Annotated in this window: 24 protein-coding genes; 14 read left to right on the forward strand and 10 right to left on the reverse strand. The window is 67.7% G+C overall.

What is annotated here, in order from left to right; translation table 11 throughout:
• Positions 1–87: 87 nt before the first annotated feature.
• Complete coding sequence (locus ACRWNM_RS09700; RefSeq protein WP_431965721.1) at positions 88–804, reverse strand: response regulator; 717 nt, start codon at positions 802–804, stop codon at positions 88–90.
• A gap of 251 nt (positions 805–1,055) precedes the next feature.
• Between ACRWNM_RS09700 and ACRWNM_RS09705 the strand changes: the two genes are divergently transcribed.
• The 4 genes from ACRWNM_RS09705 (at position 1,056) to ACRWNM_RS09720 (ending at position 4,559) form a co-directional block, all read left to right on the forward strand.
• On the forward strand, positions 1,056–1,253 hold the full coding sequence (locus tag ACRWNM_RS09705; RefSeq protein ID WP_431965723.1) for a hypothetical protein: 198 nt from the start codon (positions 1,056–1,058) through the stop codon (positions 1,251–1,253).
• 175 nt (positions 1,254–1,428) lie between these two features.
• On the forward strand, positions 1,429–2,040 hold the full coding sequence (locus ACRWNM_RS09710) for a nucleoside deaminase (protein WP_431965725.1): 612 nt from the start codon (positions 1,429–1,431) through the stop codon (positions 2,038–2,040).
• A gap of 378 nt (positions 2,041–2,418) precedes the next feature.
• A complete protein-coding gene (locus ACRWNM_RS09715) occupies positions 2,419–3,819 on the forward strand; it encodes an FAD-binding oxidoreductase (protein WP_431965727.1) in 1,401 nt (466 codons plus the stop codon).
• Between the two features lie 59 nt (positions 3,820–3,878).
• Complete coding sequence (locus ACRWNM_RS09720; protein ID WP_431965729.1) at positions 3,879–4,559, forward strand: S1 family peptidase; 681 nt, start codon at positions 3,879–3,881, stop codon at positions 4,557–4,559.
• Positions 4,560–4,599: 40 nt separating this feature from the next.
• On the opposite strand, the gene ACRWNM_RS09725 is transcribed toward ACRWNM_RS09720, so the two are convergent.
• Positions 4,600–5,385, reverse strand: a complete 786-nt coding sequence (locus tag ACRWNM_RS09725; protein WP_431965731.1) for a helix-turn-helix domain-containing protein — start codon at positions 5,383–5,385, stop codon at positions 4,600–4,602.
• 441 nt (positions 5,386–5,826) lie between these two features.
• Here ACRWNM_RS09725 and ACRWNM_RS09730 point away from each other — a divergent pair, with 441 nt between their 5' ends.
• The 5 genes from ACRWNM_RS09730 to ACRWNM_RS09750 all read left to right on the forward strand — a co-directional run bounded on the left by ACRWNM_RS09730 (position 5,827) and on the right by ACRWNM_RS09750 (position 10,339).
• On the forward strand, positions 5,827–6,648 hold the full coding sequence (locus ACRWNM_RS09730; RefSeq protein WP_431965733.1) for a hypothetical protein: 822 nt from the start codon (positions 5,827–5,829) through the stop codon (positions 6,646–6,648).
• 62 nt (positions 6,649–6,710) lie between these two features.
• Complete coding sequence (locus tag ACRWNM_RS09735) at positions 6,711–7,493, forward strand: SGNH/GDSL hydrolase family protein (protein ID WP_431965735.1); 783 nt, start codon at positions 6,711–6,713, stop codon at positions 7,491–7,493.
• A gap of 136 nt (positions 7,494–7,629) precedes the next feature.
• A complete protein-coding gene (locus ACRWNM_RS09740) occupies positions 7,630–8,157 on the forward strand; it encodes a hypothetical protein (RefSeq protein WP_431965737.1) in 528 nt (175 codons plus the stop codon).
• A 420-nt stretch (positions 8,158–8,577) separates the two neighbouring features.
• Positions 8,578–9,147, forward strand: coding sequence for a copper chaperone PCu(A)C (locus tag ACRWNM_RS09745; protein ID WP_431965739.1), 570 nt, complete (start codon positions 8,578–8,580; stop codon positions 9,145–9,147).
• Positions 9,140–10,339, forward strand: coding sequence for a Dyp-type peroxidase (locus ACRWNM_RS09750; RefSeq protein WP_431965741.1), 1,200 nt, complete (start codon positions 9,140–9,142; stop codon positions 10,337–10,339). Before ACRWNM_RS09745 ends, ACRWNM_RS09750 begins: the two co-directional genes overlap by 8 nt.
• A 50-nt stretch (positions 10,340–10,389) precedes the next feature.
• Here the strand turns inward: ACRWNM_RS09750 and ACRWNM_RS09755 are convergent, their stop codons facing one another.
• The 5 genes from ACRWNM_RS09755 to ACRWNM_RS09775 form a co-directional block, all read right to left on the reverse strand.
• Entirely contained in the window at positions 10,390–10,740 is a 351-nt protein-coding gene (locus tag ACRWNM_RS09755) for a hypothetical protein (RefSeq protein ID WP_431965743.1), read from the reverse strand.
• Between the two features lie 323 nt (positions 10,741–11,063).
• Entirely contained in the window at positions 11,064–13,265 is a 2,202-nt protein-coding gene (locus tag ACRWNM_RS09760) for a serine/threonine-protein kinase (protein ID WP_431965745.1), read from the reverse strand.
• Between the two features lie 339 nt (positions 13,266–13,604).
• The gene (locus ACRWNM_RS09765; protein WP_431966165.1) at positions 13,605–14,006 is read right to left on the reverse strand and encodes a nitroreductase/quinone reductase family protein; all 402 of its coding nucleotides are present in this window, start codon (positions 14,004–14,006) and stop codon (positions 13,605–13,607) included.
• 342 nt (positions 14,007–14,348) lie between these two features.
• Positions 14,349–14,744 (reverse strand): VOC family protein, encoded by a 396-nt coding sequence (locus ACRWNM_RS09770; RefSeq protein WP_431965747.1) that lies wholly within the window; start codon positions 14,742–14,744, stop codon positions 14,349–14,351.
• A gap of 405 nt (positions 14,745–15,149) precedes the next feature.
• Positions 15,150–15,452, reverse strand: coding sequence for a GlcG/HbpS family heme-binding protein (locus ACRWNM_RS09775; protein WP_431965749.1), 303 nt, complete (start codon positions 15,450–15,452; stop codon positions 15,150–15,152).
• Positions 15,453–15,680: 228 nt separating this feature from the next.
• Between ACRWNM_RS09775 and ACRWNM_RS09780 the strand changes: the two genes are divergently transcribed.
• Complete coding sequence (locus ACRWNM_RS09780; RefSeq protein WP_431965751.1) at positions 15,681–16,295, forward strand: TetR/AcrR family transcriptional regulator; 615 nt, start codon at positions 15,681–15,683, stop codon at positions 16,293–16,295.
• A 211-nt stretch (positions 16,296–16,506) separates the two neighbouring features.
• On the opposite strand, the gene ACRWNM_RS09785 is transcribed toward ACRWNM_RS09780, so the two are convergent.
• Positions 16,507–16,827: a hypothetical protein gene (locus tag ACRWNM_RS09785; protein WP_431965753.1), complete on the reverse strand. Its 321-nt coding sequence runs from the start codon at positions 16,825–16,827 to the stop codon at positions 16,507–16,509.
• Between the two features lie 141 nt (positions 16,828–16,968).
• Here ACRWNM_RS09785 and ACRWNM_RS09790 point away from each other — a divergent pair, with 141 nt between their 5' ends.
• Both ACRWNM_RS09790 and ACRWNM_RS09795 read left to right on the forward strand, forming a co-directional pair.
• Positions 16,969–17,910 carry an ATP-binding cassette domain-containing protein gene (locus ACRWNM_RS09790; RefSeq protein WP_431965755.1) on the forward strand — a complete coding sequence of 314 codons (942 nt, stop codon included), beginning with the start codon at positions 16,969–16,971 and terminating at the stop codon, positions 17,908–17,910.
• On the forward strand, positions 17,907–18,656 hold the full coding sequence (locus tag ACRWNM_RS09795) for an ABC transporter permease (RefSeq protein ID WP_431965757.1): 750 nt from the start codon (positions 17,907–17,909) through the stop codon (positions 18,654–18,656). Before ACRWNM_RS09790 ends, ACRWNM_RS09795 begins: the two co-directional genes overlap by 4 nt.
• Here the strand turns inward: ACRWNM_RS09795 and ACRWNM_RS09800 are convergent.
• Complete coding sequence (locus tag ACRWNM_RS09800; RefSeq protein ID WP_431965760.1) at positions 18,640–21,834, reverse strand: BTAD domain-containing putative transcriptional regulator; 3,195 nt, start codon at positions 21,832–21,834, stop codon at positions 18,640–18,642. The genes ACRWNM_RS09795 and ACRWNM_RS09800 overlap by 17 nt on opposite strands.
• 151 nt (positions 21,835–21,985) lie before the next feature.
• Between ACRWNM_RS09800 and ACRWNM_RS09805 the strand changes: the two genes are divergently transcribed.
• Both ACRWNM_RS09805 and ACRWNM_RS09810 read left to right on the forward strand, forming a co-directional pair.
• Positions 21,986–23,206, forward strand: a complete 1,221-nt coding sequence (locus ACRWNM_RS09805) for a cytochrome P450 (RefSeq protein ID WP_431965762.1) — start codon at positions 21,986–21,988, stop codon at positions 23,204–23,206.
• Between the two features lie 5 nt (positions 23,207–23,211).
• The gene (locus ACRWNM_RS09810) at positions 23,212–23,406 is read left to right on the forward strand and encodes a ferredoxin (RefSeq protein WP_431965764.1); all 195 of its coding nucleotides are present in this window, start codon (positions 23,212–23,214) and stop codon (positions 23,404–23,406) included.
• Positions 23,407–23,606: 200 nt separating this feature from the next.
• Here the strand turns inward: ACRWNM_RS09810 and ACRWNM_RS09815 are convergent, their stop codons facing one another.
• The gene (locus ACRWNM_RS09815) at positions 23,607–24,200 is read right to left on the reverse strand and encodes a GNAT family N-acetyltransferase (RefSeq protein ID WP_431965766.1); all 594 of its coding nucleotides are present in this window, start codon (positions 24,198–24,200) and stop codon (positions 23,607–23,609) included.
• Between the last annotated feature and the right edge of the window lie 7 nt (positions 24,201–24,207).

Consider the following 24,207-nt stretch of genomic DNA (forward strand, 5'->3'; position numbering starts at 1 on the left):
CCAGCGGCCGCGGCAACACTTCCGCCACCACGTCAGCGAACTCGCGGCAGCGGCGAGCGAGAAGTTCGGACCGCGAAGCGTCGGAATTCATCGCGCCTCCAGGGCGTACCCGACGCCGTGCACCGTGCGAATCAGGTCCGCGCCGAGCTTGCGCCGCAACGCCTTCACGTGGCTGTCGACCGCGCGGGTGCCCGCGGCATCGGCCCAGTCCCACACCTCCTCGAGCAGACGTTCCCGAGCCAGCACCGCGCGCGGCCGCCGCGCCAGCCGGACGAGCAGCTCGAATTCGAGCGGGGTCAGTTTGGCTTCGGCCTCGCCGCGCCAGACGCGATGCTGCTCCAGATCGATGCGCAGATCACCGACGACGATCGCGGCGTTCTCCCGGTCGGCGGCGCGCTCGACGCGGCGCAGCAGAGCGTGGACCCGCGCCGCGAGAACGCGCAGCGAGAACGGTTTCGTGAGGTAGTCGTCCGCGCCGACGCCGAGACCGACCAGCTGGTCGGTCTCGTCGGTCCGGGCGGTCAGCATGAGCACCGGCACTCCGCGCCCGGCTTGGATGCGCCTGCACACCTCGAGTCCGTCGAAGCCGGGCAGCATCACGTCCAGCACCACCAGGTCGGGCTCGCTCGCCTCGACCGCGGCCACCGCGCCTGGGCCGTCGTGCGCCAGTTCGACGGTGTACCCCTCCGCCCGCAGCCGCGCGGCGACGGATTCGGCGATGGTCACCTCGTCGTCCACCACCAGAATCCGCCGCGCCGCGTGCCCGTTGGCCGCGACGCCGCGCTCGACATTCCGAAGCTCCATGCTCGGAACCCTAACCACCCGCTGTGGAGAGCAGTGTCGGCAATTGTGGAGATTCCGTGCGCGCCACCACGAAATGTTCGAAAACCATTCGAACAGATTCTGTACTTGCAGATGTGCTTACAGCTGTTCTTGCATCTCGCTCCTGGTCGACCTAGGCTCTCCGATGATCGGGGCGATGCGCCCGCCTGACCTCCCGATCGAGCCCAATTACGTGATACGTCAAGGTGTTTCACAAACCGAGGAATTCCACAATGGAGAGCAATTCCAGGGGCCCGGTGATCGTCGGCTTGGTCGTGGTGGTGCTGATCGCCGTCATCGTCGGGCTGGTGGCGGCAATCTGCGCCAGGGCCGCGAGCAACCCGGTTCCGAAGGCCATTCTCATCGGCGGCGGGGCGTTCGTCTCCGCGGCGACTGTCGGAATGATGGGACTATCGCTGCTATACGGCTAGGCGCAAGCCCCCATGGCGGCACCGACCTGGCGTGCCTCGTCATCAAGCCCTGACCCTCCGCGACGGGAAACCCAAGGTGGAGCCCGTCATCCGGAGGACTCGAACCGGCAATGGCCCCGCAATCGATCGTCTCTAGCCTGGTCGTGAGCAGCACCGCCGAGGAAAGGGGAGCGCCGTGGACGTCTCGCGGATGCCCTGCTCGTATGGGGCGCGGTTACCGGAATGGGTGATCGAGGAACTGGCCGCCGCGCCCGCGACACTGCCCACCGATGCCGATCGCATGGCGCTCGCGCACCGCCTCGCCGCCCGCAATCCCGTGGAAGGCTCCGGCGGGCCGTTCGCGGCCCTCGTCGTCGACACCGATTCGGGAGAGTTGCTCGCGGCCGGGGTCAATCTGGTGCTCGACAGTCGCATTTCCGCAGCGCACGCCGAGATCGTCGCCCTGTCGCTCGCGCAGACCAGGGTCGGCGGCTGGGACCTTGGCGCGGCCGGATCGCCCCGGCGGGAACTCGTGGTGAACTGGCGTCCGTGCGCGCAGTGCTACGGCGCGGTGCTCTGGTCGGGTGTGCGACGGCTCGTCATCGCGGGCGAAGGCCCGGAGCTGGAACAGCTCACCGGGTTCGACGAAGGCCCGATGCGCGCGGACTGGTCCGAGCAACTGGAACTCCGCGGCATCGCGGTGACCTCCGGCGTGCTGCGCGAGCGGGCGGTCGAGGTGTTCGGCGAGTACCGCCGGATGACGGTCGAGCGCGGGCTCACGGTGTACAACGCGCGCGGCGCGGGCTGACCCGACCTTCGCGACCGTCCCGAGACCGAACCGTGTCCGCGCCGCAACGGGACGACCGGGTCCGGTCTCGGCATCGCCACGCCCGCCGCCGACGGCCGCCGGGACCGACCGGACGAGCGAGCCGCGCCGCGCGGTACACCGAACCCATTGGTAGCCAGCCATTTACCGCGCGCATCAGCCTGCACTGCCACCGGCCCGATCCCCCACGACACCCCTCCGCACCGAGGCGCCCGCCGCCCCGAAAGGCCCCGTCGCGGCCGGATTGCATCTCGGCATCGCTCTCGACAACCACGCCAACCCCCGCATCCGCGCGCGTAGCGTGACTGACCCGACCGAAGTTTGCCGACACGATGCCCACGCCGGTGACACGGAGGCGATATGACCACGCACTCTCCTTACGCAGCCGCTGCGGACCTGCGGCACCAGTTCGCTGGTTCGGTGCTGACACCCGACGATCCCGGTTACGACGCGGCGCGGACGATCTTCAACGCGATGGTCGACCGCAGGCCCGCGATGATCGCGCAGTGCACCGGCACCGAGGACGTCCGCGCCGCGCTGGCCTTCGCCGACCGCACGGGTCTGGAGGTGGCCGTGCGCGGCGGCGGCCACAGCGTCGCAGGCGCGAGCCTCACCGAAGGCGGACTGGTCATCGACCTGCGCGGCATGCGCTCGGTCACCATCGACCCGAACGCGCGCACCGCCGTCGTCGAGGGCGGCGCCACGTGGTCGGACTTCGATCGCGCCTGCCAGCCGCACGGCCTCGGCACCACCGGCGGCCGGGTGTCGAGCACCGGCGTGGCCGGGCTGACCCTGGGCGGCGGCTCCGGGTGGTTGGAGCGCAAGTTCGGATTGGCGTCCGACAGCCTGCTCGCCGTCGACCTCGTCACCGCCGACGGCATCGAGATCCACGCATCCGAGGACGAACATCCCGACCTGTTCTGGGCGCTGCACGGCGGCGGCGGGAACTTCGGGGTGGCCACCCGACTCACCTTCGGGCTGCACCCGCTGCCGGTGACCTCGCTGGCCCTGTTGTTCTGGGAAGCCGAGCACGGACCCGACGTCCTCGCCGCCTACCGCGACCTCGTCGTGCGCGGCGTCACCGAAGACCTCGGCGGGGCCGTCGCCTACCTGACCGGACCACCGGAGGAGTTCGTCCCCGCCGAACTCCAGGGCAAGCGATTGGTGGTGTGCATCGGCATCTATGCGGGCACCGCGGCCGAACTGCGCGACGTCCTCGCGCCGATGCTGGCGCTGAAACCGGACGGCGAGCTGCTCACCGAAATGCCCTACTGCGACATCCAGTGCGCGCTCGACGATCCACCGGGCCTGCGCAACTACTGGTCCGGCGAACACCTCACCGCCCTGCCCGACGAGGCACTGCGACGGTTCGACGAACAGGGGATGACCATGCTCGTCCCCACCGCCTCGCAGAGTCTGCTCCTGCCGTGGGGCGGCGCCGTCGCGGCCGGCGCGCAGAACTGGCCGCAACCCCACCGAAGCGCCGCGTGGGTGGTCCATCCGTTCGGTCTGTGGGAGGACGCCGCCGACGACGCGGCGGGCATCGCATGGGTCCGCGACTCCATCGCCGCGATGCGGCCCTTCTCCACCGGATCGGTGTACCTCAACTTCATCGGCGACGAGGGGATGGACCGGGTGATCGCAGGCTACGGCCGGGAGAACTATGCCCGGCTGGCGTCCGTCAAGCTGGAATACGACCCGCGCAACGTCTTCCACCTGCATCACAACATCCACCCCGCGGCCGCGGCCCGACGCTCATGAATCCGGCGCCAACGCAACAGGTCCGGCCCACAACGCGACGGTCGGGTGTCACTCGCATCGTGCTGACCGCGGTGTCCGCGATGCTCATCGCCATCATGTCGCCAGGGCGCGCGTCCGCGGTCGAGCCCGCCGTCCTCGGCGGCGGATCGGGCATCGTGCTCGGCCAGTCGGCGGCCTGCACGCTGACCACGATCGGCTACGACAACGCCGGGCGTCTCGTCGGATTGACGGCCGGACACTGCACCATGCCGGGCATACCAGTGCGGGCCGAGCACGCGCCCTGGGTGGGCCCCGTCGGCACCGTAGTACAGGTCGACCGCTGGGACGACTATGCCGTCATCGAGTTCGACCGCGAACGCGTCGTCCCGCTGCGCAGCGTGGGCGGGACCGTGATCGCCGACATCGGCGGACCGCCCGCGCCGGGCACGATCGTCTGCAAGAACGGACGCACCTCCGGCCACGGCTGCGGCGTCGTGTGGGATCAGAACGAGGAGTGGTTCCGCAATCAGGTCTGTTCGCAGCCAGGTGATTCCGGCGGGCCTGTCACGGTCGGTGATCGCCTGGTGGGCATGAACATCGGCCACACGGGCGTCTCGGCGTTCGGGGTGACGGTGTTCGACGTGGCGTGTCAGCATCCCCAGGTGGCGGTGCACGATCCGGCGGTGGCGACGCAAATCGGCAAGGTGCTCCACGATATCGATCGGGCGGGCGGGCCCGGAGCCGGATTCGAGCCGTTCTGACCGATCCTCCGGCGTCCATCGCTCAACCGATTTCGATCGGCTACGGCAGGCGGGTGCCGACGAAGAACTGGATACGGCCGGGATAGTTTCCCGAATCCAGGCGAAAGACTTGGACGGCGACGCGATCGGCCCGGCCGGTGGCGGGGTCGGCGATCAGCATTTCCGGTCGATCGCGCCCGTAGGCGACATTCCCCTCGTGCCACAGCCGGCGAAAATCCGGATACTCCGCCAACTCGGCGAGCACATCGCCCGGCCATGTGGCCTCCGGTTCCTGTCCGGACAGCCCGCGCAACCAGTGCACGAAAACCCGGGCTTCCGCCTCCCATTCGACCAGCACGCCGCGGGCGATATCGCTGCCGAACAACCAATGCAGCAGACTGACTTCAGCGTCGATTCCGGGAAAGGCAGCGGCGAAAGAATCGTTGCACGCCAGCACATTCCAGCGGGTGTCGAGATAGGCGGCCAGCGTCGGTTCGTGCAACGTGAGACGGTGCCGCATATCCGAGGAGATCTCGGCTCGCAACGCGTCGACGCCCGGATAGTCGATGGTGCTGAGCCCGGCGAGATCGAACAGGTAGCGGAGTTCCGCTCCGCTGATCGCGCGGATGTTCCGCAGGTAACGCACCAGCGCTTCCACCACCGAACGGGTGGGATTCGCGCGCACGCCGTTCTCCAGGTGACTGATATAGCTGGTGCTGACCCCGGTTTCGAAGGCGAGCTTTTCCCGGGAGATCCGGCGCTCGTCGCGTAAACGACGCAGCACGCTGCCGAAAGTCGGGAAGGGTAGTTGTCTGATTTCGGCTCCCCCGGCAGGTTGAATCGGCAAGGCGATGCTCCTAGGACAATGGTTCGACGAACCCCGACATACGAACCACAGCGAGGTTCGGCTCCCACTCGCCGACCGCCTCCGGCGATGTTTCCACGCCGTCGTCGAGCTGAATCCCCCAAGCCTGCTGGGCACGCATAATTAAAAGCAAAACGTCCGGTATTCGCAAGACGAGGAGGCTGGTGTTGCGCAACTCACATTCTCGGCGCGAGCCCTTCTAAGACCGTGTGCCGCACCATGTTTCGGCCCTACTCGACTATCGATGACTACCGTCGTCCGGCGACGATTCCCCTGAGAAAGGCATTCTTCGAACCCCCGCCATTCCGATACCAACCGGAGCAGGTACCCGACAGTGCAATTCCGATACCGGCGAGTGTATGGACTCTTCCGCTGTTCTCGATTTGGATCAGTTTGTCGGACGCCATCGAACGGGGAACAGGTATGACGACCAAGAATGACGCACCGGCCCGAGAAATCACCCTCGCGGTCGCCGGAGACATCGTGGCGGGCACCTTCGCGGTGACCGATCGCTACGGACGACCGCTCTGGTACGGCCCGCTCGGACGCGACGCCGGCGGCGGCGAACGCGTGGTGCCCGCGACGATCGCGGCCCTGCACGGCATCCGGCTCGCGGCGCAAGCCAGAACCGCGGCCGGAGTCGCGCACGCGAGGCTTCGCCTGCTCGTCTCCTCCCGCCAGGTGGACGCACGCAGGCTCACCGAAGCCGCCGCGAGCGGGGAGCTCGATCTCGACCTCGTCGTCGAACCCGACAACCCCGCCCACGCCTGGTGCGCCACTTACGGCCGGCTGGAATGGGATCCGACCACCGTGGCCGAGCTCGTCGAATACGTGGTGCGCCCGGCCGGGCCGGAAGATCTCGACGACACCCTGCCCTTGCGCGAGGCCCTCGAACGCCTGCTGTTGGACCATTGCGTCTTTCACACCGACGACAGACACGCGATCGCCGCCGCCGTGCACCTCGCGGTCGACGCTCCGCCGACGCCGCCGCGGGACGCGGACGAATTCCTGCTGCGATTCGACGCGGGCTGGCTCGGCACCGCCTGGGAAGGACACGACGTGGAACTGTCGCTGCTCGACACGCTCGCCCGGGGCGCGAACCCGGCGCTGTCCTGGTGCGAACTCATGTTCATCACCGCCCTGGCGCCCTGGTCCACCGCCGAGCCCGCGGTGCACGGACGTGGCCTCTTCGCACACACTCCGGAGCCCCGCGCTGGAATGGCCCGAACCCTCCCGCGCTCGTAGGATGTTGCTGCACCGGAGGTGACCGGTGCGCGCGCGTCGCCGCCTACCTGCAGGAGCCGAACGTGGACACCGGATCCGCCCCCTCCTACCACCGCTTCGTCGCGCTCGGCGACAGCCAGACCGAGGGCATCGGAGACCCCGACGGCGCGGGCGGACACCGCGGCTGGGCCGACCGCTTCGCCGCACTGCTCGGTGCAGGCACGCCCACCCTGCGCTACGCCAACCTCGCCATCCGCGGCCGCCGCGCCGCCCAGATCCGCGACGAACAACTCGGCCCCGCCGTGGCGCTTCGACCGGATCTCGTCACCGTGATGGCGGGCATGAACGACCTCATCCGGCCGCGCTTCGATCGCGCCGCCCTGCTCGCCGATCTGCACGCCATGTTCGGCGAACTCACCGCCACCGGCGCCCGCGTGATCACCTTCACCTACCCCGACATCGGCGGCGTCGCGCCCTTCGTGCGACCGCTGTCCCCGCGCGTGCGCGAGCTCAACGCCGAGATGCGCCGCCTCGCAAGCCGATACAGGCTCACCCTGATCGATTTCGAGCCCGTCGCCGCCACCACGCATCCGCTGGTATGGTCCGCCGACCGCCTGCACCTGAGCCCGCTCGGCCACGACCTCGTCGCCCGCGCGGTCGCCGACATCCTGACGCTTCCCGGCGCCGACGCGACCTGGCGCGACCCGTTGCCGCCGGTGCGACGCACGGTGGCCGAGACCGTGGCGACCGAATTGGCCTGGACCACACAGCACATGCTCCCGTGGGTCGTCCGCCGGGTGCGCGGCCGATCGTCCGGCACCGGCATCCAACCGAAACGGCCGGATCTGCTGCCGATGCTCGCCTGAGACCGGCGTAGCGGACGACCGGCTGGGCCGTTCGGCCCAGTGCCGGAGTCGCGACGACTGCTGCGCGGGACGGCGTGTCGTCCACCGCGAGGGAGTGTGTCTGGTCGACGACTACGACCGGCGGTAGTATGGGCCGGTGCGTAAACCGGCGGTGGGAGCGACGCGGCTGCGCGGCGCCTTCGTCGGATCCGCCTCGGGGGCGGTCAGCATCGCCGCGCACGCGCTCGGCGGTGGTGTGATCTCGCCCGAGCAGTCGTCGGTCGCCCTGCTGATCGGGGCCTGCGCGGCGGTGGGCGTGCTCGTCGGCTCCCTCCGGACGCGGGCCGGGCTGCTCGAACTCATGGGACTGCTGGCAGTCGGACAGGCCGTCGGCCACACCGCGCTCACGATGTCCCCCGGTCATCACCACGGAGCGCACGCGACCGCGCTGATGCTCCTCGCCCACCTCGCGGCGATTCCCGTGGGGGCGTTGCTGATTCGCGGCGCCGAAGCGGCAGCGGGCAGGGCGGCGTCGAGTGTGCGGCGTGCCGTGCGGGTTCTCGGCGCGATGCCTGTGCCCGCGCTTCGCGCGGTTGTTCTCGTCGCCACGCGCGACGCCGTGATGCCGCGAAAACTGCTCCTCGGCTCCGGGATGGGAACCCGGGGGCCACCGGTCTATCGGTAGGCCTCACACCGCCATCGAGTTCCAGGCGTCGAATATTCGCCGACGCCCCTGCCCGACAAGGGATTTGCCGCCATGTCTGCTGGACGTGGTGAAGGCCGATCCCGTGTGTACTCGCGCTCGCACCGTCGATCCGAGGCAGCTGTCGGCGACGGACGCGCGGTAACTCCAGTCGAGCTGGTTTATGCGGTTCGCGAATCGAGCCGTCCGAAAGCTCGATTCCGAGTTCCGGCCGCTCAGCGACACCACGATGCCCTGTTGTCGCTCGTTGCCGATGAGCTCGGCCGTTCGCGACCGGTCGGCAAATCAGCTGTGTGACAAGACAAAGCGCACGACGACCGGTGTCTGCCGCGCACGAACGCGACGCCGGCCCAGACCGATGGCGGTCCCCTCTCACTTCCCGATTTCGAACGGAGCTTCTCCATGTTCTCCACCAACCGAACCCGCCGCCCCTCCCGCCTACTGCGCGGCACCGCGGCACTCGCCGCCGCTCCCCTCCTGCTGGTCGCCTGTTCCTCCACCGACAGCACGCCCGCCCCGGCCCGGGCCGCCGACGCCGTCACCATCCAGGACCAGTGGATCAAGGCCGCGGACAGCGAGATGTCGGCCGCGTTCGGCGAACTGACCAATACCGGCGACAAGACGCTGACCGTGGTGTCCGCGACCAGTCCCGCCTCCGCCAGGGTGGAGTTGCACGAGGTGGTCGCCGACGCGAGCGGCACCAAGACGATGCGTCCGAAGAAGGGCGGTTTCGTCATTCCCCCGCACGAGTCGCTGGCGCTGGCGCCCGGCGCCGATCACATCATGTTCATGGGGTTGAACGGCCCGCTGCGCACCGGTTCCGAAACTCCGGTCACGCTCTCCTTCGACGACGGTTCGACCATGACCTTCACCGCGCAAGTGCGTGACTTCCCCGGCAACCAGGAGAACTACGTGCCCGACGGCGACCATCACGCGGGCGCGCCCGCACCGACCCACACGCCCGGTGCCTGAGCCGATCAGACCCCGGGGCTTCACCCGCAGGCGCCTCCTCGGTGGGGGCGCCGCTACGGCGGGCGCCGTCGGCCTCGGGGCCGGTGCGGTCGCACTCACCGGGCGCGACACCGGCGCGCACGGGGCCGCGCCTGCGACCGCACCGTTCTATGGGCCGCACCAAGCGGGCATCGCGACCGCACCGCAGTCACACGCGGCATTCGTCGGATTCGATCTGCGACCGGGGCTGGATCGCGACGACATCGCGGGCATCATGAGGATCTGGACCGGCGACGCCGCCCGCCTCACTCAGGGCACCGCGGCGCTCGCCGACACCGAACCCGAGCTGGCGGCGCGCCCGGCGCGGCTCACGGTGACGGTCGGCTTGGGTCCCGCGGTGTTCACGGCCGCGGGTCTGGAGCACCGCAGGCCCGCCTGGCTGCGGCCGCTGCCGCCGTTCACCATCGACCGGCTCGAACCGGTCTGGAGCGACGGCGATTTGCTGCTACAGATCTGCGCCGAAGAGGCCACCGCGGTCGCGCACGCCGTTCGGGTGCTGTGCCGGAGCGTGACCTCGCTGCTCACGGTGCGCTGGGTGCAGCGCGGGTTCCGCGACGCGGCGCCCGGTCAGACCCCGCGCAATCTGATGGGCCAGGTCGATGGCACGGTCAATATCGCCGCGCGAGACTTCGACCGGCTGGTCTGGGACGACGGCGCCGCCCAGCCCTGGCTCGCGGGCGGCACCTCGCTGGTGCTGCGGCGCATCGCGATGGCGCTGGACACCTGGGACGAAATCGACCCGGAGGGAAGGGAACTCACCATCGGGCGCAAGCTCGGCAACGGCGCCCCGCTCACCGGCAGCCGGGAATCCGACGACCCGGATTTCGCGGCCGTCGACGCGCACGGCATTCCGGTGATCCCGCCTTCCTCGCACATCGCTCGCGCCCGCCACACCCACGACGGCGAGCGATTCCTGCGCCGCGGCTACAACTACGACGACGTCCCCGCGCCGGGCCAGACCTCCAACTCGGGTCTGCTGTTCGCCGCGTACCAGCGCGACGTGGACGCTCAGTACCTGCCGGTGCAGCAGCGGCTGGCCGATTTCGATGCGCTGAACGTCTGGACGACGCCGATCGGATCGTCGGTGTTCGTGATTCCACCCGGCGTCCCGGAACCCGGCGGCTACCTCGGGCAGACTCTGTTCGAGTCGTGAGGTTGCTCGGGGCCCGCCGATCAGCGGGCCCCGAGCGCTTCCCGCCTCGATCAGCTCCAGAGCACCGCCACGAACACGTTCACGATGCCCAAACCGCCCGCCGCGTGCGTCATCCAGGGCACGTCCTTGCCCCGCTTGGCATCGGCGCGCCCCATCTCGGCGAACGCGGCGACCAGCACGGAGATCACCAGCTTGACGCCGATCTTCACCATGTTCAGGTCTTTGTCCAGCGAAGCGATCGACTCGGCCATCCCGACCAGGATGATCCCGGTGATGATCTGGGCCCGCGCACCCCACACCATCACCTCGTTGACCTTGGGCTGCCCAGCCGCATACCCGCCGATCACCGCGGCCATACCGAGCAAGTGCGTCACGACCACGACGTTGTAGACGAAATCCATAACGCCACACGCTAGTTCATCCCGCCACCGTCTACTACGCGGTGTCGTGAATTCACTGCCGTGTCGCCGGACCTCCCGCCCTCACATCCGGCCACCGGCGGTGCACCCGTGCGCGATCCGACGCCTGCACAAGGGTGGGCACCATATCCGAGGCGGCGTTGCACACGGTGATTCCGCTCGAGGTCTCAGCTCAGACCCCCGGCAGAATGATCAATCGGCGTGGACTCCGGTCCCGCCCTCGCTGCGCGCGGCGCCCTGCGGTGGGCCTACGACGTGGCGGGCCAGCCGGCGCGATCGGCCAAGCGGGCAGCGTTGTCCAGCGGTCAGGACTGGGGATTGGGCTCCACGATGCGAGCGAGGGCCGCCAGGTCCGACTGCAGGGCGTAGAAGGTGCGCAGGGCGACGGCGAAGCCGATGAGCCCACCGATACAGAGGGCAACGATCGGGGTGGTCACCGCTGCCTGCTGATGTGGAGTCAGGAACATCAGCCCTGCCGGCACACCGATCAGCGGAACCGACGCTGCCACACCCAGATACACGCGGCTGCGTCGGGTCAGCCGATGGAGGCGGATGGCGTCGTCGGGGGAGGTTTGCCCAGCGACGACCAGACCGGGGTAGTACCAGCGCATGACGAAGAAAGTGGCGGGAAAGTACGTGTACACGACCGCCACCGCGGCCGCGACGAGGATCGAGGCGATCAGATTCGCCAGCAATCCGATCGGCATCGGCCCGAGCGACAGGAGCTTCACCACGAAGATGATCGTGGCCAGGGTCCATCCGATGAATGCGACCGCCGCGATTCGGTCGCCGCAGGCGAGGGTGTCGGCGCGCGCCTGCGCGAGGGTGGTCTCGTCGAAGTACCTGCCCTTGCGCAGGCCGTCAGGCACCAGGAAGACCTTGCGGCACCAGTACAGCAGGCCGACGACGGCGACCGGGTAGGCGATTGCCATCACCACGTATCCCAGGTGGGTCATCTGCCCGGCGGCGTTTTCTCCCAGTTCGAGTTCGATCAGCCGGACGTCGTGATAGGACAGGTAGAGCCCGGCCACGATCTGGCCGAATATGCTTGCCGGAATCACCACTGGTATCGGCCGCATGTGCAGCCGCGCCCGCAGGGTGTGTGCGGGCGGGTCGACCAGGTCGCGAGCGGTCCGGTCCTGACTCAATTCCAGTCTCTTGGCCAGTTCGGCGCCGTTGGGGTATCGGTCGGCGGGGTCGGGTGCAAGGCAGGTGAGCAGTGCATGATGCAGTACGGCCGGGCAGTCGGGGGGCACCTGGGCCTCCAGGGCCGCGTCGATGGGCCGGCGGCGTCGATCGATCATCGCTTGTAACGACTGCTCCGATTCGCCGGCCCTGTGCCCATCGTCGAACGGTCGCCGTCCGGTGAGTAGTTCCCACAGAAGCACTGCCAGCGAGTAGAGATCGCTGCGGGTGTCCAGATCGGCGGCAGTAGTGGCCAGGTTGGGGTGGCAGGCTTCGAGCTGCTCAGGGGACATGTAGGCCAGGGACCCACCGAAGTAGGCGACCGGGTTCGCGCCGGGCAGGTGCCGACTGAAGCTGATGTTGAAGTCGGCCAGTTTGGGCTGGCCATCGGCGGCGAGCAGCACATTCGCGGGTTTGATGTCGCGGTGCAGGACACCATGGCGGTTGGCGTAGTCCAGAGCGGTCGCGAGGCGGCTGCCCAGCCACGCGACCGCTTCCGGCCAGGTGAGCCGTTCCAGACCCGCGCGCGCAGCCGAGAGCTGAGGCTCGAGCACGCCGCCGGTCGTGATGGCGGCGTCGATGGCCTCCAGCAGCAGCTTGCCATCGCGTTGGGCCGGTGGACAGCGTCGCAGCAGTCCCAGCACGTCCAGCAAGGTGCCGCCGGGTACGTACTGCATATACATGAGTTTCAGATGCTGTTCGGCGATCTGACGCTGATCGAAGACCCGGACGATGTGGTCGTGGTCGAGCTGGGCCAGCGTCTGTGGTTCGGTACCGCGATCGTGGGAGATCTTCACCGCGACCAGTCGGCTCATCGACCGCTGCCGAGCCAGGAATACGCGCGCGAAGGCACCGCGACCCAGCGACAGCAGCAGATCGAAGTCATCGACGGTATCGCCCGGATTGATGGAGTCGAGAGCGTCGAGCGCCTTGGGCTCGGCCAGCAGCGTGGTACGTGGGCCGCCGACATCGAAACCCTCGGTGATGCGGGCCAGCTGGGTAGGGTACTCGTCCTCGTACTCGCTCAAGTCGACGTCGTTGCGGCGACTGCGGGCGCTGATCTCCTCGTAGACGAGATCGGGCGGCAGCGGGGTAGCGCACAGTTCTGGGAACTGTGCGCGATAGTCGGCAAGGCGCGGCGCGGCGCCGCTACGCCGCCAGCGTTCGTGCAGATCCACTTTGATCAGCTCGATCAGCGCGGTCCGCCGCAGCGCAGGATCGCCCGGCAGGTGGGCCGACAGATTGGGCGGTTCGTTCGATGATTTCCAGTGCTCGGCGAACTGGGCAACCAAACCCGTCAACGCGGTCTGCGTTGCCGTCACGCGACCACCACCGGGTGCGGCCGCGCCGGGGCCCTCATCCATCGTCGCTCGCTTTGAAGTGGTTGACTCGGACCTCCGCACCGAGTGCATCGGATCCTAAGGCGAGTATCGGCACTGCCCCACTAGCCTTACTCCGCTGCTGCCCAGCTGTCCACCCCGACCACGGCCACCGACGAATGTCCACAGTGACCGCCGTGTCGCCGGACCTCCCACCCCCCACATCCGGCCACCGGCGGTGCACCGTGCGCCGATCCGACGCCTGCACAAGGGTGGGCATCATGTCCGAGGCCTGCGCGCATACCCGACACCCGAACCCGCCAGGTGTGCGGCATCCACTACTCAGGCCCGCAGCTCACAGATCACCACGGGGATGTCGCGCGTGGTTCGTTGCTGATAGTCCGCATAGCCCTTGTATGCCGCAATGATCTGCGGCCAGAGCTCCGCCTTCTCCCGCGGACTCGCGGTACGTGCGTGCACTTTGCGCCGACGGCCGAAGATGACCAGCTCAGCGTCAGGGCGCGACTGGAGATTTCGATACCAATCAGGGTTCCGATCGTCACCGCCCTTCGACGCGACGAGCACTACCCGATCGGAGTCGTGCACCGGAGCGGTCAGGTAGCACGACCGCGGAAGCCCTGACTTGCGCCCGGTCGTGTGCAACTCGACCACCGGCATACCGAATGGGTTCGCCAGCAATCTGTTCCCGCTGACCGTGAGGACGAACCGATGGGCAAGGTTCATCAGCTTGGCCCCGCCATCTTTCACCGTGTACTTGTTCACCGCGTGCTCCTTGTCCCGACCACACCGAAGCCTTTCGCAGACCGCCAGAGTCTAGTTAGCGGCGCATACATTACCAGAGGTGTGAGCAGCGCCAACATACATCGAAGAGCACGATGCCAAGCATCGGTAGAGCTGCCTGAACCTACGGTGGACATGCGGTAAGTCCAATCAGGAGATACGCATCGGCGGCCGAAGCCCCGCGTCTCTGTCGCCATCCACGAGAGCGATTCGCCATCCACACTCCGCTCATCGCACGACCCGCGGACGGGCGGCGGAGCCGATGACAGGATGCGCACCGGAGATTCAGCGGTCGGCGAAGATACCTTCGAGCATGCCGGTGGCTTGGCCGATCTCGATGAGGTAGCCGTCCGGATCACGCAGGTAGCAGCGAATTTCGGCTTTGCGGTCGAGGGGCTCGGTGAGGAACTCGGCACCCTTGCGGCGTGCGTCGGCATAGAAGGCGGCGATGTCGGCTACACGTACGTTCAGGAACGCCGAAACGGCATCGGTGGGCTCGGGGGGACGCAGGACGATATCGGGTTTGTCGGGGGTCGGTCCACCGCCGGGGTTCATGATGATCCAGCTGTTGGCGACTTTGACGATGCACGGGTTCTCCTCGAGCACCACCCGGCCGTGGAAGATGTCGGCGTAGAAGGCCCGGGAGCGACCCACGTCGGACACGGTCAAAAAGTGCGTCACCAGTAGTCCCTGGTCAGGGGCAGGGAAATCGGTACCGTTCATGAACGCTGCCTGCTTTCACGGTCGGTCGGTGGAATGCGGTGTGCCATGAACTGCGCCCTCGGATCGCCGGCAACCCCATCGTGCCACGCCACCACCAGCGATTATTGGTGCCACACCGCCATCAATACTCGAGCAGTCGGGCCGTCGACTCGCTATAGGCGATCGCCACGCTGTTCTCCCCCTCCCGCTCGGCGGGTACCACAACATCTCGGCGCCCGGAGCGAAGGGGCCGCCAGCTGGCGAATTTCGGCGGCCGTCAATCCAATTGGGCGACGGCAACTGTGCCGATCTTGTGGTCGGCGATCGAGGAGGCCGCGCCGTATACGCCCAGCGCGCCGATAACCGTGCCGCGGACCCAGATGATCACGCCACCGCCCCGTTGGGCACCAGTGAGTCTGCACCCGACTGCTGCGGTCCACCGACCAGCGGCTGTCCCTGTGGCGTGGCGGTGGTCATGTGCACTGTGTCGAATCCGAGCGCAATGGCCGTGTCTGCCTTGCGTTTTGCGATTTCGGTCGTATACCGAGGTGCGCCGTCCATACACGCGAAGGCCACCAGTTTGCCGCCGGCCTCCACGACCGCAAGCGAGACGGCCTCCCCCAGCTCGGCTGCCGCCTGACGAGCGGCCGAGATCACCGAGTCGGCCTGGTCCAGCGAAATAGCCACGAGCCACTACTCCCTCACCCGCAACATCCATCGGCCCGCTCGTCGGCGGCACCTGCCGCCGGAGTGCACCGTAGATGACGACAGCGCTAAACGGTGCGCCTCCCCGCCAGATCAGGACCCTCCAGCCGCTAATTGAACAATGGTGTTCAATTATGCGTCCACTCGTTCGATCCTGCTACAGTCTCAGCTGATTGGACACGAGCGGGCACTGGATCGGAACCGGGGCGCATGACACCGACGGAAGAGCGAATTTTCATCGCAGCTGTTCAGCTGTTCGTGGACAAGGGGACCACCCAGATCACCATCAGCGAGTTGGCACAGCAAGCCAATGTCGCCCGAGGCACGCTGTACCGCAACATCGGTTCGATCGAGGGCCTGTTCGATCGCGTCGTGCACGACATCAGTACAGACATGCACCAGCGTGTCGCCGCGACGTTCACCGGCATGGACGACCCCGCCGCCCGGATGGCAACGGGCGTACGGCTGTGGATTCGAACCGGCCACGACAACCCGTTGATGGGTCGCTTCGCTGTCGAGTTCGGCCTGCTCACCAAGGAAATACTCCGAACATGGTTGGCCGGGCCGCCGCAGGAAGATTTCCAGGCCGGAGTTGCCTCAGGGCGCTACATACTCGGCTCGGCCAGCATCGAGAGCGTCATCTCCATGGTTCTGGGCTCCACATTGAGTGCGATGTGGATGGTGCTGGAAGGTCATCAAACATGGAGAGAGGCAGGGGCGTCGACCGCAGAGCTGCTGCTGCGCGCACTGGGCATCGATCCTGAAGAGGCGCACGAGATTTCGACTCGAGAACTGCCAGCACTCGCTCCCAGCACAGTCCTGTAGACCACCACCATCACCGCCACCGTGGACGCCGACGCCTCGTCGCTCACAGTTCGCGGCACCGATGACGACCGAGGTTCGACTCTGGTTCACCGTTGTCCTGAGCTGATCGGAAGCAGTTTCGCAGATCGGTTTCCACGCGGAGATCGCTGACATCTGTGCACCGACAACGACTTTCCGTCACGGTGGATCGCCGACCCCGCCGGACCGGAGCTCACACGCCCGGACCACCGCCACCGTAGCCGTGGTGCCCGCCTCCCGCCGGACCACCACCGCCGGGACCACCCGGCCCCGGCTGGTGCGGGCCGCCGTAGCCCGGAGCTGCGCCCGGCCCGCCCGGTACACGACGCGTGGACCGGCGGGTCACCAGCACGACGATCAGCGGAATACCGATCACCACGAGCGCGATCAGCCCGATAACAGCGAGCCAGACCAGGTACCGACTGAGTTGCAGGAACTTCTCCGACTCCGGCGGCGGCTCGGGAGTGGGATTGCCGACTTGCGCCAGAATGTCGTACGCGGTGGCGAGAAGCATTGTCGTGCTGCCGATCTGCTCAGCGGATACGGAAATCCTCGACGGATCGTATCGTCTCCCGGAGCGGTGTGAACGTCAATGCGGAACTCCGTGTCAGGGGCGTGACAGGCCGGTGTCAGGCCGGGTGCCGATGGTGGTCGCATGAGTAATTCAGCGATCGCGGTTTCCGGGCTGCGGAAGGCATACGGGGACAAGGTGGTGCTCGATGGCATCGATCTGGATGTCCCTGCGGGAACGATCTTTTCCCTTCTCGGCCCGAATGGGGCGGGTAAGACGACGACGGTGAACGTGCTGAGCACGTTGATCACGGCCGATGGCGGGACGGTACGCGTTGCCGGCCACGACGTCGCGACCGAGGCCAAGGCGGTGCGCGCGGCGATCGGGGTCACCGGTCAATTCGCGGCGGTGGACGAGCTGCTGACGGGGCAGGAGAACCTGCAGCTGATGGTGGACCTCAACGGGATTCCCGACCAGGCAGGCAAGCGGACCGTCACAGAACTGCTGGAACGCTTCGAGCTGGTGGAGGCGGCGCACAAGCCCGCGTCGACCTACTCCGGCGGTATGCGCCGCAAGCTCGACCTGGCGATGACGCTCGTCGGCAACCCGAAGATCATCTTCCTCGACGAGCCGACCACCGGACTCGACCCGCGCAGCCGCCGCACGATGTGGTCGATCATCCGCGACCTGGTGGCCGACGGCGTGACCATCTTCCTCACCACCCAGTACCTCGAGGAAGCCGATCAACTCGCCGACCGGATCGCGGTACTCGACCAGGGCCGCCTGGTCGCTCAGGGCACTCCCCACGATCTCAAGCGCCAGATCCCCGGGACGCACGTCCGGCTCCGGTTCGCCAACGGCTCACAGCTCGGCGCGGCCGCGCGTCTGTTCCCCGACTCCACGCAGGACGACGAGACACTGACCCTGCGGATTCCCAGCGATGGCGGCACGAAATCGCTTCGGGTGCTGCTGGACCGGCTCGACGAGTACGGACTCACCGCCGACGAGTTCTCCGTGCACACACCCGACCTCGATGACGTTTTCCTCGCCCTGACGGGCCACACCACGGAGGTAGTCGCGAAATGACCGCCAAGTCCCCTTCGATTGTCATGTTGCGCCGCAACTTCAAACACATCGCCAGGAACCCGACCTCGGTGTTCAACGCGGTCCTGATGCCGATCATCATCATGCTGATGTTCGTGTACATGTTCGGCGACGCTTTCGACGTCGGCGTCGACTACATCGACTACGCCACGCCCGGCCTGATCCTGTTGGCGGTCTGTTACGGGCTGGGGGCCACCGCGACAGCGGTGAACTCCGATATGACGAACGGCATCATCAACCGGTTCAAGGTCATGGACGTCTCCCGCGGCGCGGTGTTGAGCGGTCATGTCATCGCCACTGTGCTGACCAATCTGATCGCCATCACGGCCCTCGTCGGAGTGGCGTTCCTGCTGGGATTCAGTCCGTCGGCGAATGTCCTCGACTGGCTCGGTGTGGTCGGCATCGTCGTGCTGCTCGGTGTCGCGGCCAGCTGGCTCACGGTCGCCTTGGGATTGGCGGCGAAGTCTCCGGAAACGGCGGGCATGGCCTCCGTGCCGCTGGTCATGCTGCCGTTCTTCAGCAGCGCGATCGTGCCTGCGGAGAAGATGGGACCGGGCTTGCGGCAGTTCGCGGAGTACCAGCCCTTCACGCCGATCATCGAAACCCTGCGCGGGTTGCTCGACGGCGCACCGAACACCGGCGATGCGATCACCGCCATCGCCTGGTGCGTCGGGATCGCGGTCGTCGGGTACCTGTGGGCGCGTTCGACATTCAGCAAGCGAGCGTGAACGCGGCCAACTCGTGCCAGCTCGCCCACGCCCCCTCCTGTGCCGCCTCGGTGAACCGCGTGTCGCCGAGGCGGCTTCGCGCGGCCTGCTCGATCCTGACCACATCCGGTTGAGAGTGATCCGCCAGACCACGCACGCCTGCGCTCGCCGCGAGCAGCCGCGCGGCTTGCTCGTAGTTTTCGTCACGCAGCGCCAGATCCGCGATCCCGACGAGCGCCCGGGCGATCAGGGGTGCGTGCCCCGCCTCGGACGCCGCTTGCAAGGCCGCGACGCGGTGTGCGCGCGCCTCGTCGAGATCCTCGGCGAGATAGCCGAGCAGATCCTGTTTCATCGCGCGGCCGATTGCCCGCTCGGCGTCATCGCCGAGCAGCGTTGTCGCGATGTCGAGTTGCCGGTATGCCTGCTCGGCATCGCCGATCCAGCGCGCGAGTTCCGCCTTCGACAGCGCCAGCTCGGCAAGCACATTCGGCCAGGCGACTCGTTCCGCGGACCGCTGCGCCTCGGCCATGGCCGCCGCGCTCGACTCCTCGTCGCCCGACAGCCAGTACAACTGGGCCTGCCGCGACCGCAACGGCACGACATCCTCGATGGCGCCGATCTCGGTGACGACCGCGATCGCCTGTTCGTAATGCTCACACGCACTGGCGAACTCGCCGCGCATGGCGATGCGATTCGCCAGCTCGGTCTGGGCGAACGAAATCCCCCACCGTTCGCCGAGCGCGCGAAACTCGGTGAGCGCCGCCTCGAGATAGGTGTCCGCATCCCGGCCGCCATAGCCGAGCTGGATCCGCAATTTGCCGAGCTGCAGCCTGCCCAGGGCGCGCACCCAGGGGTCGTCGTCGGCCAGCAGTGATTCCCACGCGGGCAGGAACGCGTCCGGCCCTTGCAACATGCGTTCCAGCGGGGCGGCAAACCTCAGCACCGGGTGACGGCTCTGAACACGCCTGCTGGATTCGTAAGCTTTGCGGATCCACTCCTCCGCGTTGTACTGGTCACTCTGCGGCCCGGAGATCACGAACTGAACGACGAACGCGTACACCACTGCCCGGATCTCGTCGGCCACCTCGCCGGGCATGGCCGTGGCCGCCAGGATCAACTCGTTGCCCTCGGCCTTGTGCCCGCCGAGCCACCAGTACCAGCCTGCGGCCGCGGCGAGCCGCATCACCCCGTCGGCCTCGCCGGCCGCGAGCGCACCACGCATCGCGGCAGCGATATTGTCGTGCTCGGCCTCCAGCGTTGCGAGCCATTCCAATTGCTCGGCGCGGCGCAGATGCGGATCCGAGATTTCGGCGAGTTCGGTGAAATACGCGAGATGCGCACGACGCGCCGAATCCGATTCCCCCGCCTCCGTGAGACGCTGTTCGGCGTACTCCCTGATCGTGCCGAGCATCCGGTAGCGTGGCGCCAAGTCGCCCTCGGTGAGCACCAGCGATTTCTCGGTCAGCGCGGTCAGCAACTCGAGTACCTCACCCGCCTCGACCGCCTCGCTCCCGCAGACCCGCTCGGCTGCTTCCAGGCTCGCCCCGCCCGAGAACACCGAAAGCCTGCGCAGGACAACCCGTTCCGCGTCGGTGAGCAGCTCCCAGCTCCAGTCGACCACCGCGCGCAGCGTCCGGTGCCGCGGCAGCGCGGCCCGGCTGCCGCCGGTGAGCAGGCGGAACCGATCGTCGAGCCGGTGGGCGAGCTGATCGAGGGACATGGTGCGCAACCTGGCCGCGGCGAGTTCGATCGCCAACGGCATCCCGTCCAGTGCCCGGCAGACGCGCGCCAACGTCGACAAGGTGTGGGCGTCGGTCGTGAGGTCCTTGCGCACCGCGCGGGCTCGGTCCAGCAGCAGCAGGATGGCCGGAGCCGACGCGATCTCGCCGGGGTCGGCGTGTTCCGCGGGTAAGGCCAACGGTGCGACCGGCCACAGTGCCTCACCAGTGATGCCGAGGGGTTCCCTGCTCGTCGCGAGGATCCGCAGCTGCCTGCACTCTCCGAGTGCTCGATGGGCGAACGCTGCCGCGGACTCGATCACGTGCTCACAGTTGTCCAGAACGAGCACCATCGCCCGCTCGCGGACCGCGGCGATCACCCGATCCGTCGGCTCCGCGTCCGGCGCCTCGCCGAGCAGCGCATCCCGCAGTTTGAGCGCGGCGAGCGTCGCTTGCGCGATATTGTTCCCGCTTCCCTGCCCTTCGGGCCCATCCCCCGTGCGCCCGCCTCCGGTGTCACCGTCGGCGCCGATGGCCGCGAGTTCGACCAGCCAGGCACCGTCCGGCAGGTCGCCGAGCAGCGTGCGCGCGGTTTCCGTGGCCAGTCGGGTCTTTCCAGAGCCGCCCGGCCCGATCAGGGTGGTGAGCCGGTGTTCGGCGATGAGTTCGCCGACCGCGGCGACATCGGCGTCCTTGCCGACGAAGCTGGTCAGCTCGGCACGTAAGTTGGTCTTCCGGTTGTCCTCCCGCCGTCCCAGCTCGCCCCGCAGCAGCGCGATGTGCAAGGCGGACAGCTCCGGTGCGGGGTCGACGCCCAGCTCGTCGGCCAGGGTTTCTCTCGCCCGCTCGTACACCAGCAGCGCCTCGGTGTCGCGACCGGTCGTGACGAGGGCACGCATCAATGCGGCGACGAGCCGTTCTCGCACCGGATGCGCGGCCACCGAGTCGGTCAGTTCCGTGACCAGCTCCGCACCGTGGCCGAGGCTGATCTCGGCGTCGAACCGATCCTCCATGGCGGTCAGGCGTAGCCCCTCGAGACGGGTGACGACCACGTCGAACGCCGCACTGTCCTGCAGACCGACGTCCTGCATGGCCGCGCCGCGCCACAACGCGAGAGCCTCGCGCAGCCGCCGTACTCCCTGGGGACCCTCGTCATTGCGGGCCTGGGCGACGAGGCGTTCGAACCGCACGGCGTCGACGGCATCGGGTTCCACCCGCAGCCGATAGCCGTCCGTCTGCCCTTCGACCATCCCTTCCGGCAGCGCCTTCCGCAGCCGGGAAACCAAGCGGTGCAGCGCATTCGCCGCGTCGGAAGGAGGTTGTTCTCCCCAGATCCAGTCGATGAGCGTCGCTTTCGGGACCGCGTGACCTGGTTCGAGCGCGAGGGCGATCAACAGCCCGCGCAGCCGCGCGCCCGGCACGTCGGCGTAAACGCCGTCTGCCGTGCGTATCTCGAATGGTCCAAGTATCCCGATCTGCACCTGGCTGATCTTGCCATGGGCGGTCTGCGGGCCTGTGCCGCTGACGTGGTGCGGAAGCCGCGCGTGCGCTGGTCGGTGTCAGAGCCGTGACAGTCGCATGTCAGGTCCGTCGGCGAGTGTTGCCACAACAACCGCCACGAAAGGAAATCCGATGAGTCAGACGGTTCCCATCCCGCACGGCCTTCCCATGGAGCGCGATGCGGGCCCCTTCGACCCGCCCCGCGACATCACCCGGCTGCGCGAGGCTCGCCCGGTCAGTCCCCTGGTCTTCCCCGATGGGCACGAGGGCTGGCTCGTCACCGGCTACGACGCGGTCCGCCAGCTCATGGCCGACACCCGGTTCAGCTCCCGCCAGGACATCGGCATCGTCCACATCCCGTACGAGACCCCCGGCATGCCCGCGGCAACCGAACCGTCCCCACAGATTCCGGGTCTGTTCATCGCCATGGACCCGCCGGACCACACCCGGCTGCGGCGCATGCTCACCGGCGCCTTCACCGTCAAACGCATGAAGCAGCTCGAAGAGCACATCATCGACATCGCCGAGCGGCAACTGGCGGAGATGGCACGCCTGACCCCGCCGGTCGACCTCGTCAAGGAGTTCGCCCTGCCGGTGCCCTCGCTGGTGATCTGCGAAATGCTCGGTGTCCCTTACGAGGACCGGGAGACCTTCCAGACCAACTCCGCCCAGTTCTTGGTCAAGGACCAGTCGCTCGACGAGAAGATGGCCGCGTACGGCGCGATGACCACGTATCTCGCCGAACTGGTCACGCGCAAACGCGCCGAACCCGGCGACGACCTCCTGTCCGACCTGGCCCGCCAGGACGACCTCAGCATCGAGGAACTGATCGGCATCGCCTTCCTGCTGCTGCTCGCCGGCCACGAGACCACCGCAAACATGCTGGCGCTCGGCACTTTCGCGCTCCTCGAGCATCCCGAGCAGCTGGCCGCACTGCGCGCCGACCCCGATCTGGTCCCCGATGCCGTCGAGGAACTCCTGCGCTACCTGTCCGTTGCCGACATCTTCTATCGCTACGCCACGGAGGACATCGAACTCGGCGGCGAACTGATCGGCAAGGGATCGACCGTCGTCGTCTCACTGCTGGCCGCGAACCGCGACCCCCGGCGCTTCGACAACCCCGACACCCTGGACATCCGCCGCGAGGCCCGCGGTCGTCTGGCCTTCGGCCACGGCATCCACACCTGCCTCGGCCAGCAACTGGCCCGGATCGAGATGCGCGCCGGGTTCGAGGGGCTGCTGCGTCGCTTCCCGACCCTCGAGCTCGCCATCCCCGCCGACGAGGTGAAACTCAGGACCGACATGAACATCTACGGCGTCCACGAGCTGCCGGTCACCTGGACGAGGAAGTGACCGGGATGCGAATCTCCGCGGATCGGGAGCGCTGCATCGGCGCGGGCATGTGCGCCCTTGTCGCACCGGAGGTCTTCGATCAGGACGAGGGCGACGGCCGGGTGCGGTTGTTCGCCCCGAGACCACAGGGCGGTCACGCAGCGGTGCGGGAGGCCGTGGATGCTTGCCCGTCCGGGGCACTGGAAATCGACGAGTCCTGAGACCGGAGCCTGATACCGTCCGCGATCACCTGCCGGGACGCACGTGTCCCGCAGGTGGATCCGGGGACCGCTGGTGCGTTGCCGACACAGCACCCAGCCTCGTGACCGATTCGCCGTGCCGACAAGGAAAACCGCTGTTCGGCACAGGTCTGTACTCGCCGACCCGGAGGGGAACGAATTCTGCCTGCTCCGGGCCCGTGTCACGGCGGTGGAGAGCCACCCGAACCCTGCTTGATCCAAAACATCCCGCGACCGGACTCTGCGGGAGCGCGCTTTTCGCGAGGCTCGATCCGATCGAGACGATAACCGAGCCGGCGAGCGACCGCAGCGCTGCGAAGGTTCGCTTCATCGCAATGGATCTCGACCTGGTCGACACCGGGCAAAGTCAGTGCGATGCGGGTCAACTCAGCCACGCTACGGGTCACCACACCACGACCGGTGTGCTCGACATGGCACCAGTAACCGATCTCGACCGCTGGAGGACCGAGGCCGTCGAGCAGGCCGATCCCGCCGAGCAGCCTGCCATCGCCGTCGAAGATGCCGTAATGGAAGCCTCGATCGGCAGTAGGCCAGCTCTCGGCGACCGCCGCACCGAATGCGCGTTGCCGCTCCAGCGTGGTCGGCTCGGCAAGCCAGTCCATCCAGGGATGGATGTGTTCATAGGACGCTGTGATCGCATCGAACTGTGGCACCAGGTCCTCCGGCAGCCATCGTCGTATCAGCAGATCTCCCAACTCGATCCGCTCCGGCGGACCGACGCCCGGTGCGAGTGCAGGCAGCAGTTCGACATCCATGCAGGCA

This window comes from Nocardia sp. bgisy134 (assembly GCF_965341865.1).
Lineage (GTDB): Bacteria > Actinomycetota > Actinomycetes > Mycobacteriales > Mycobacteriaceae > Nocardia.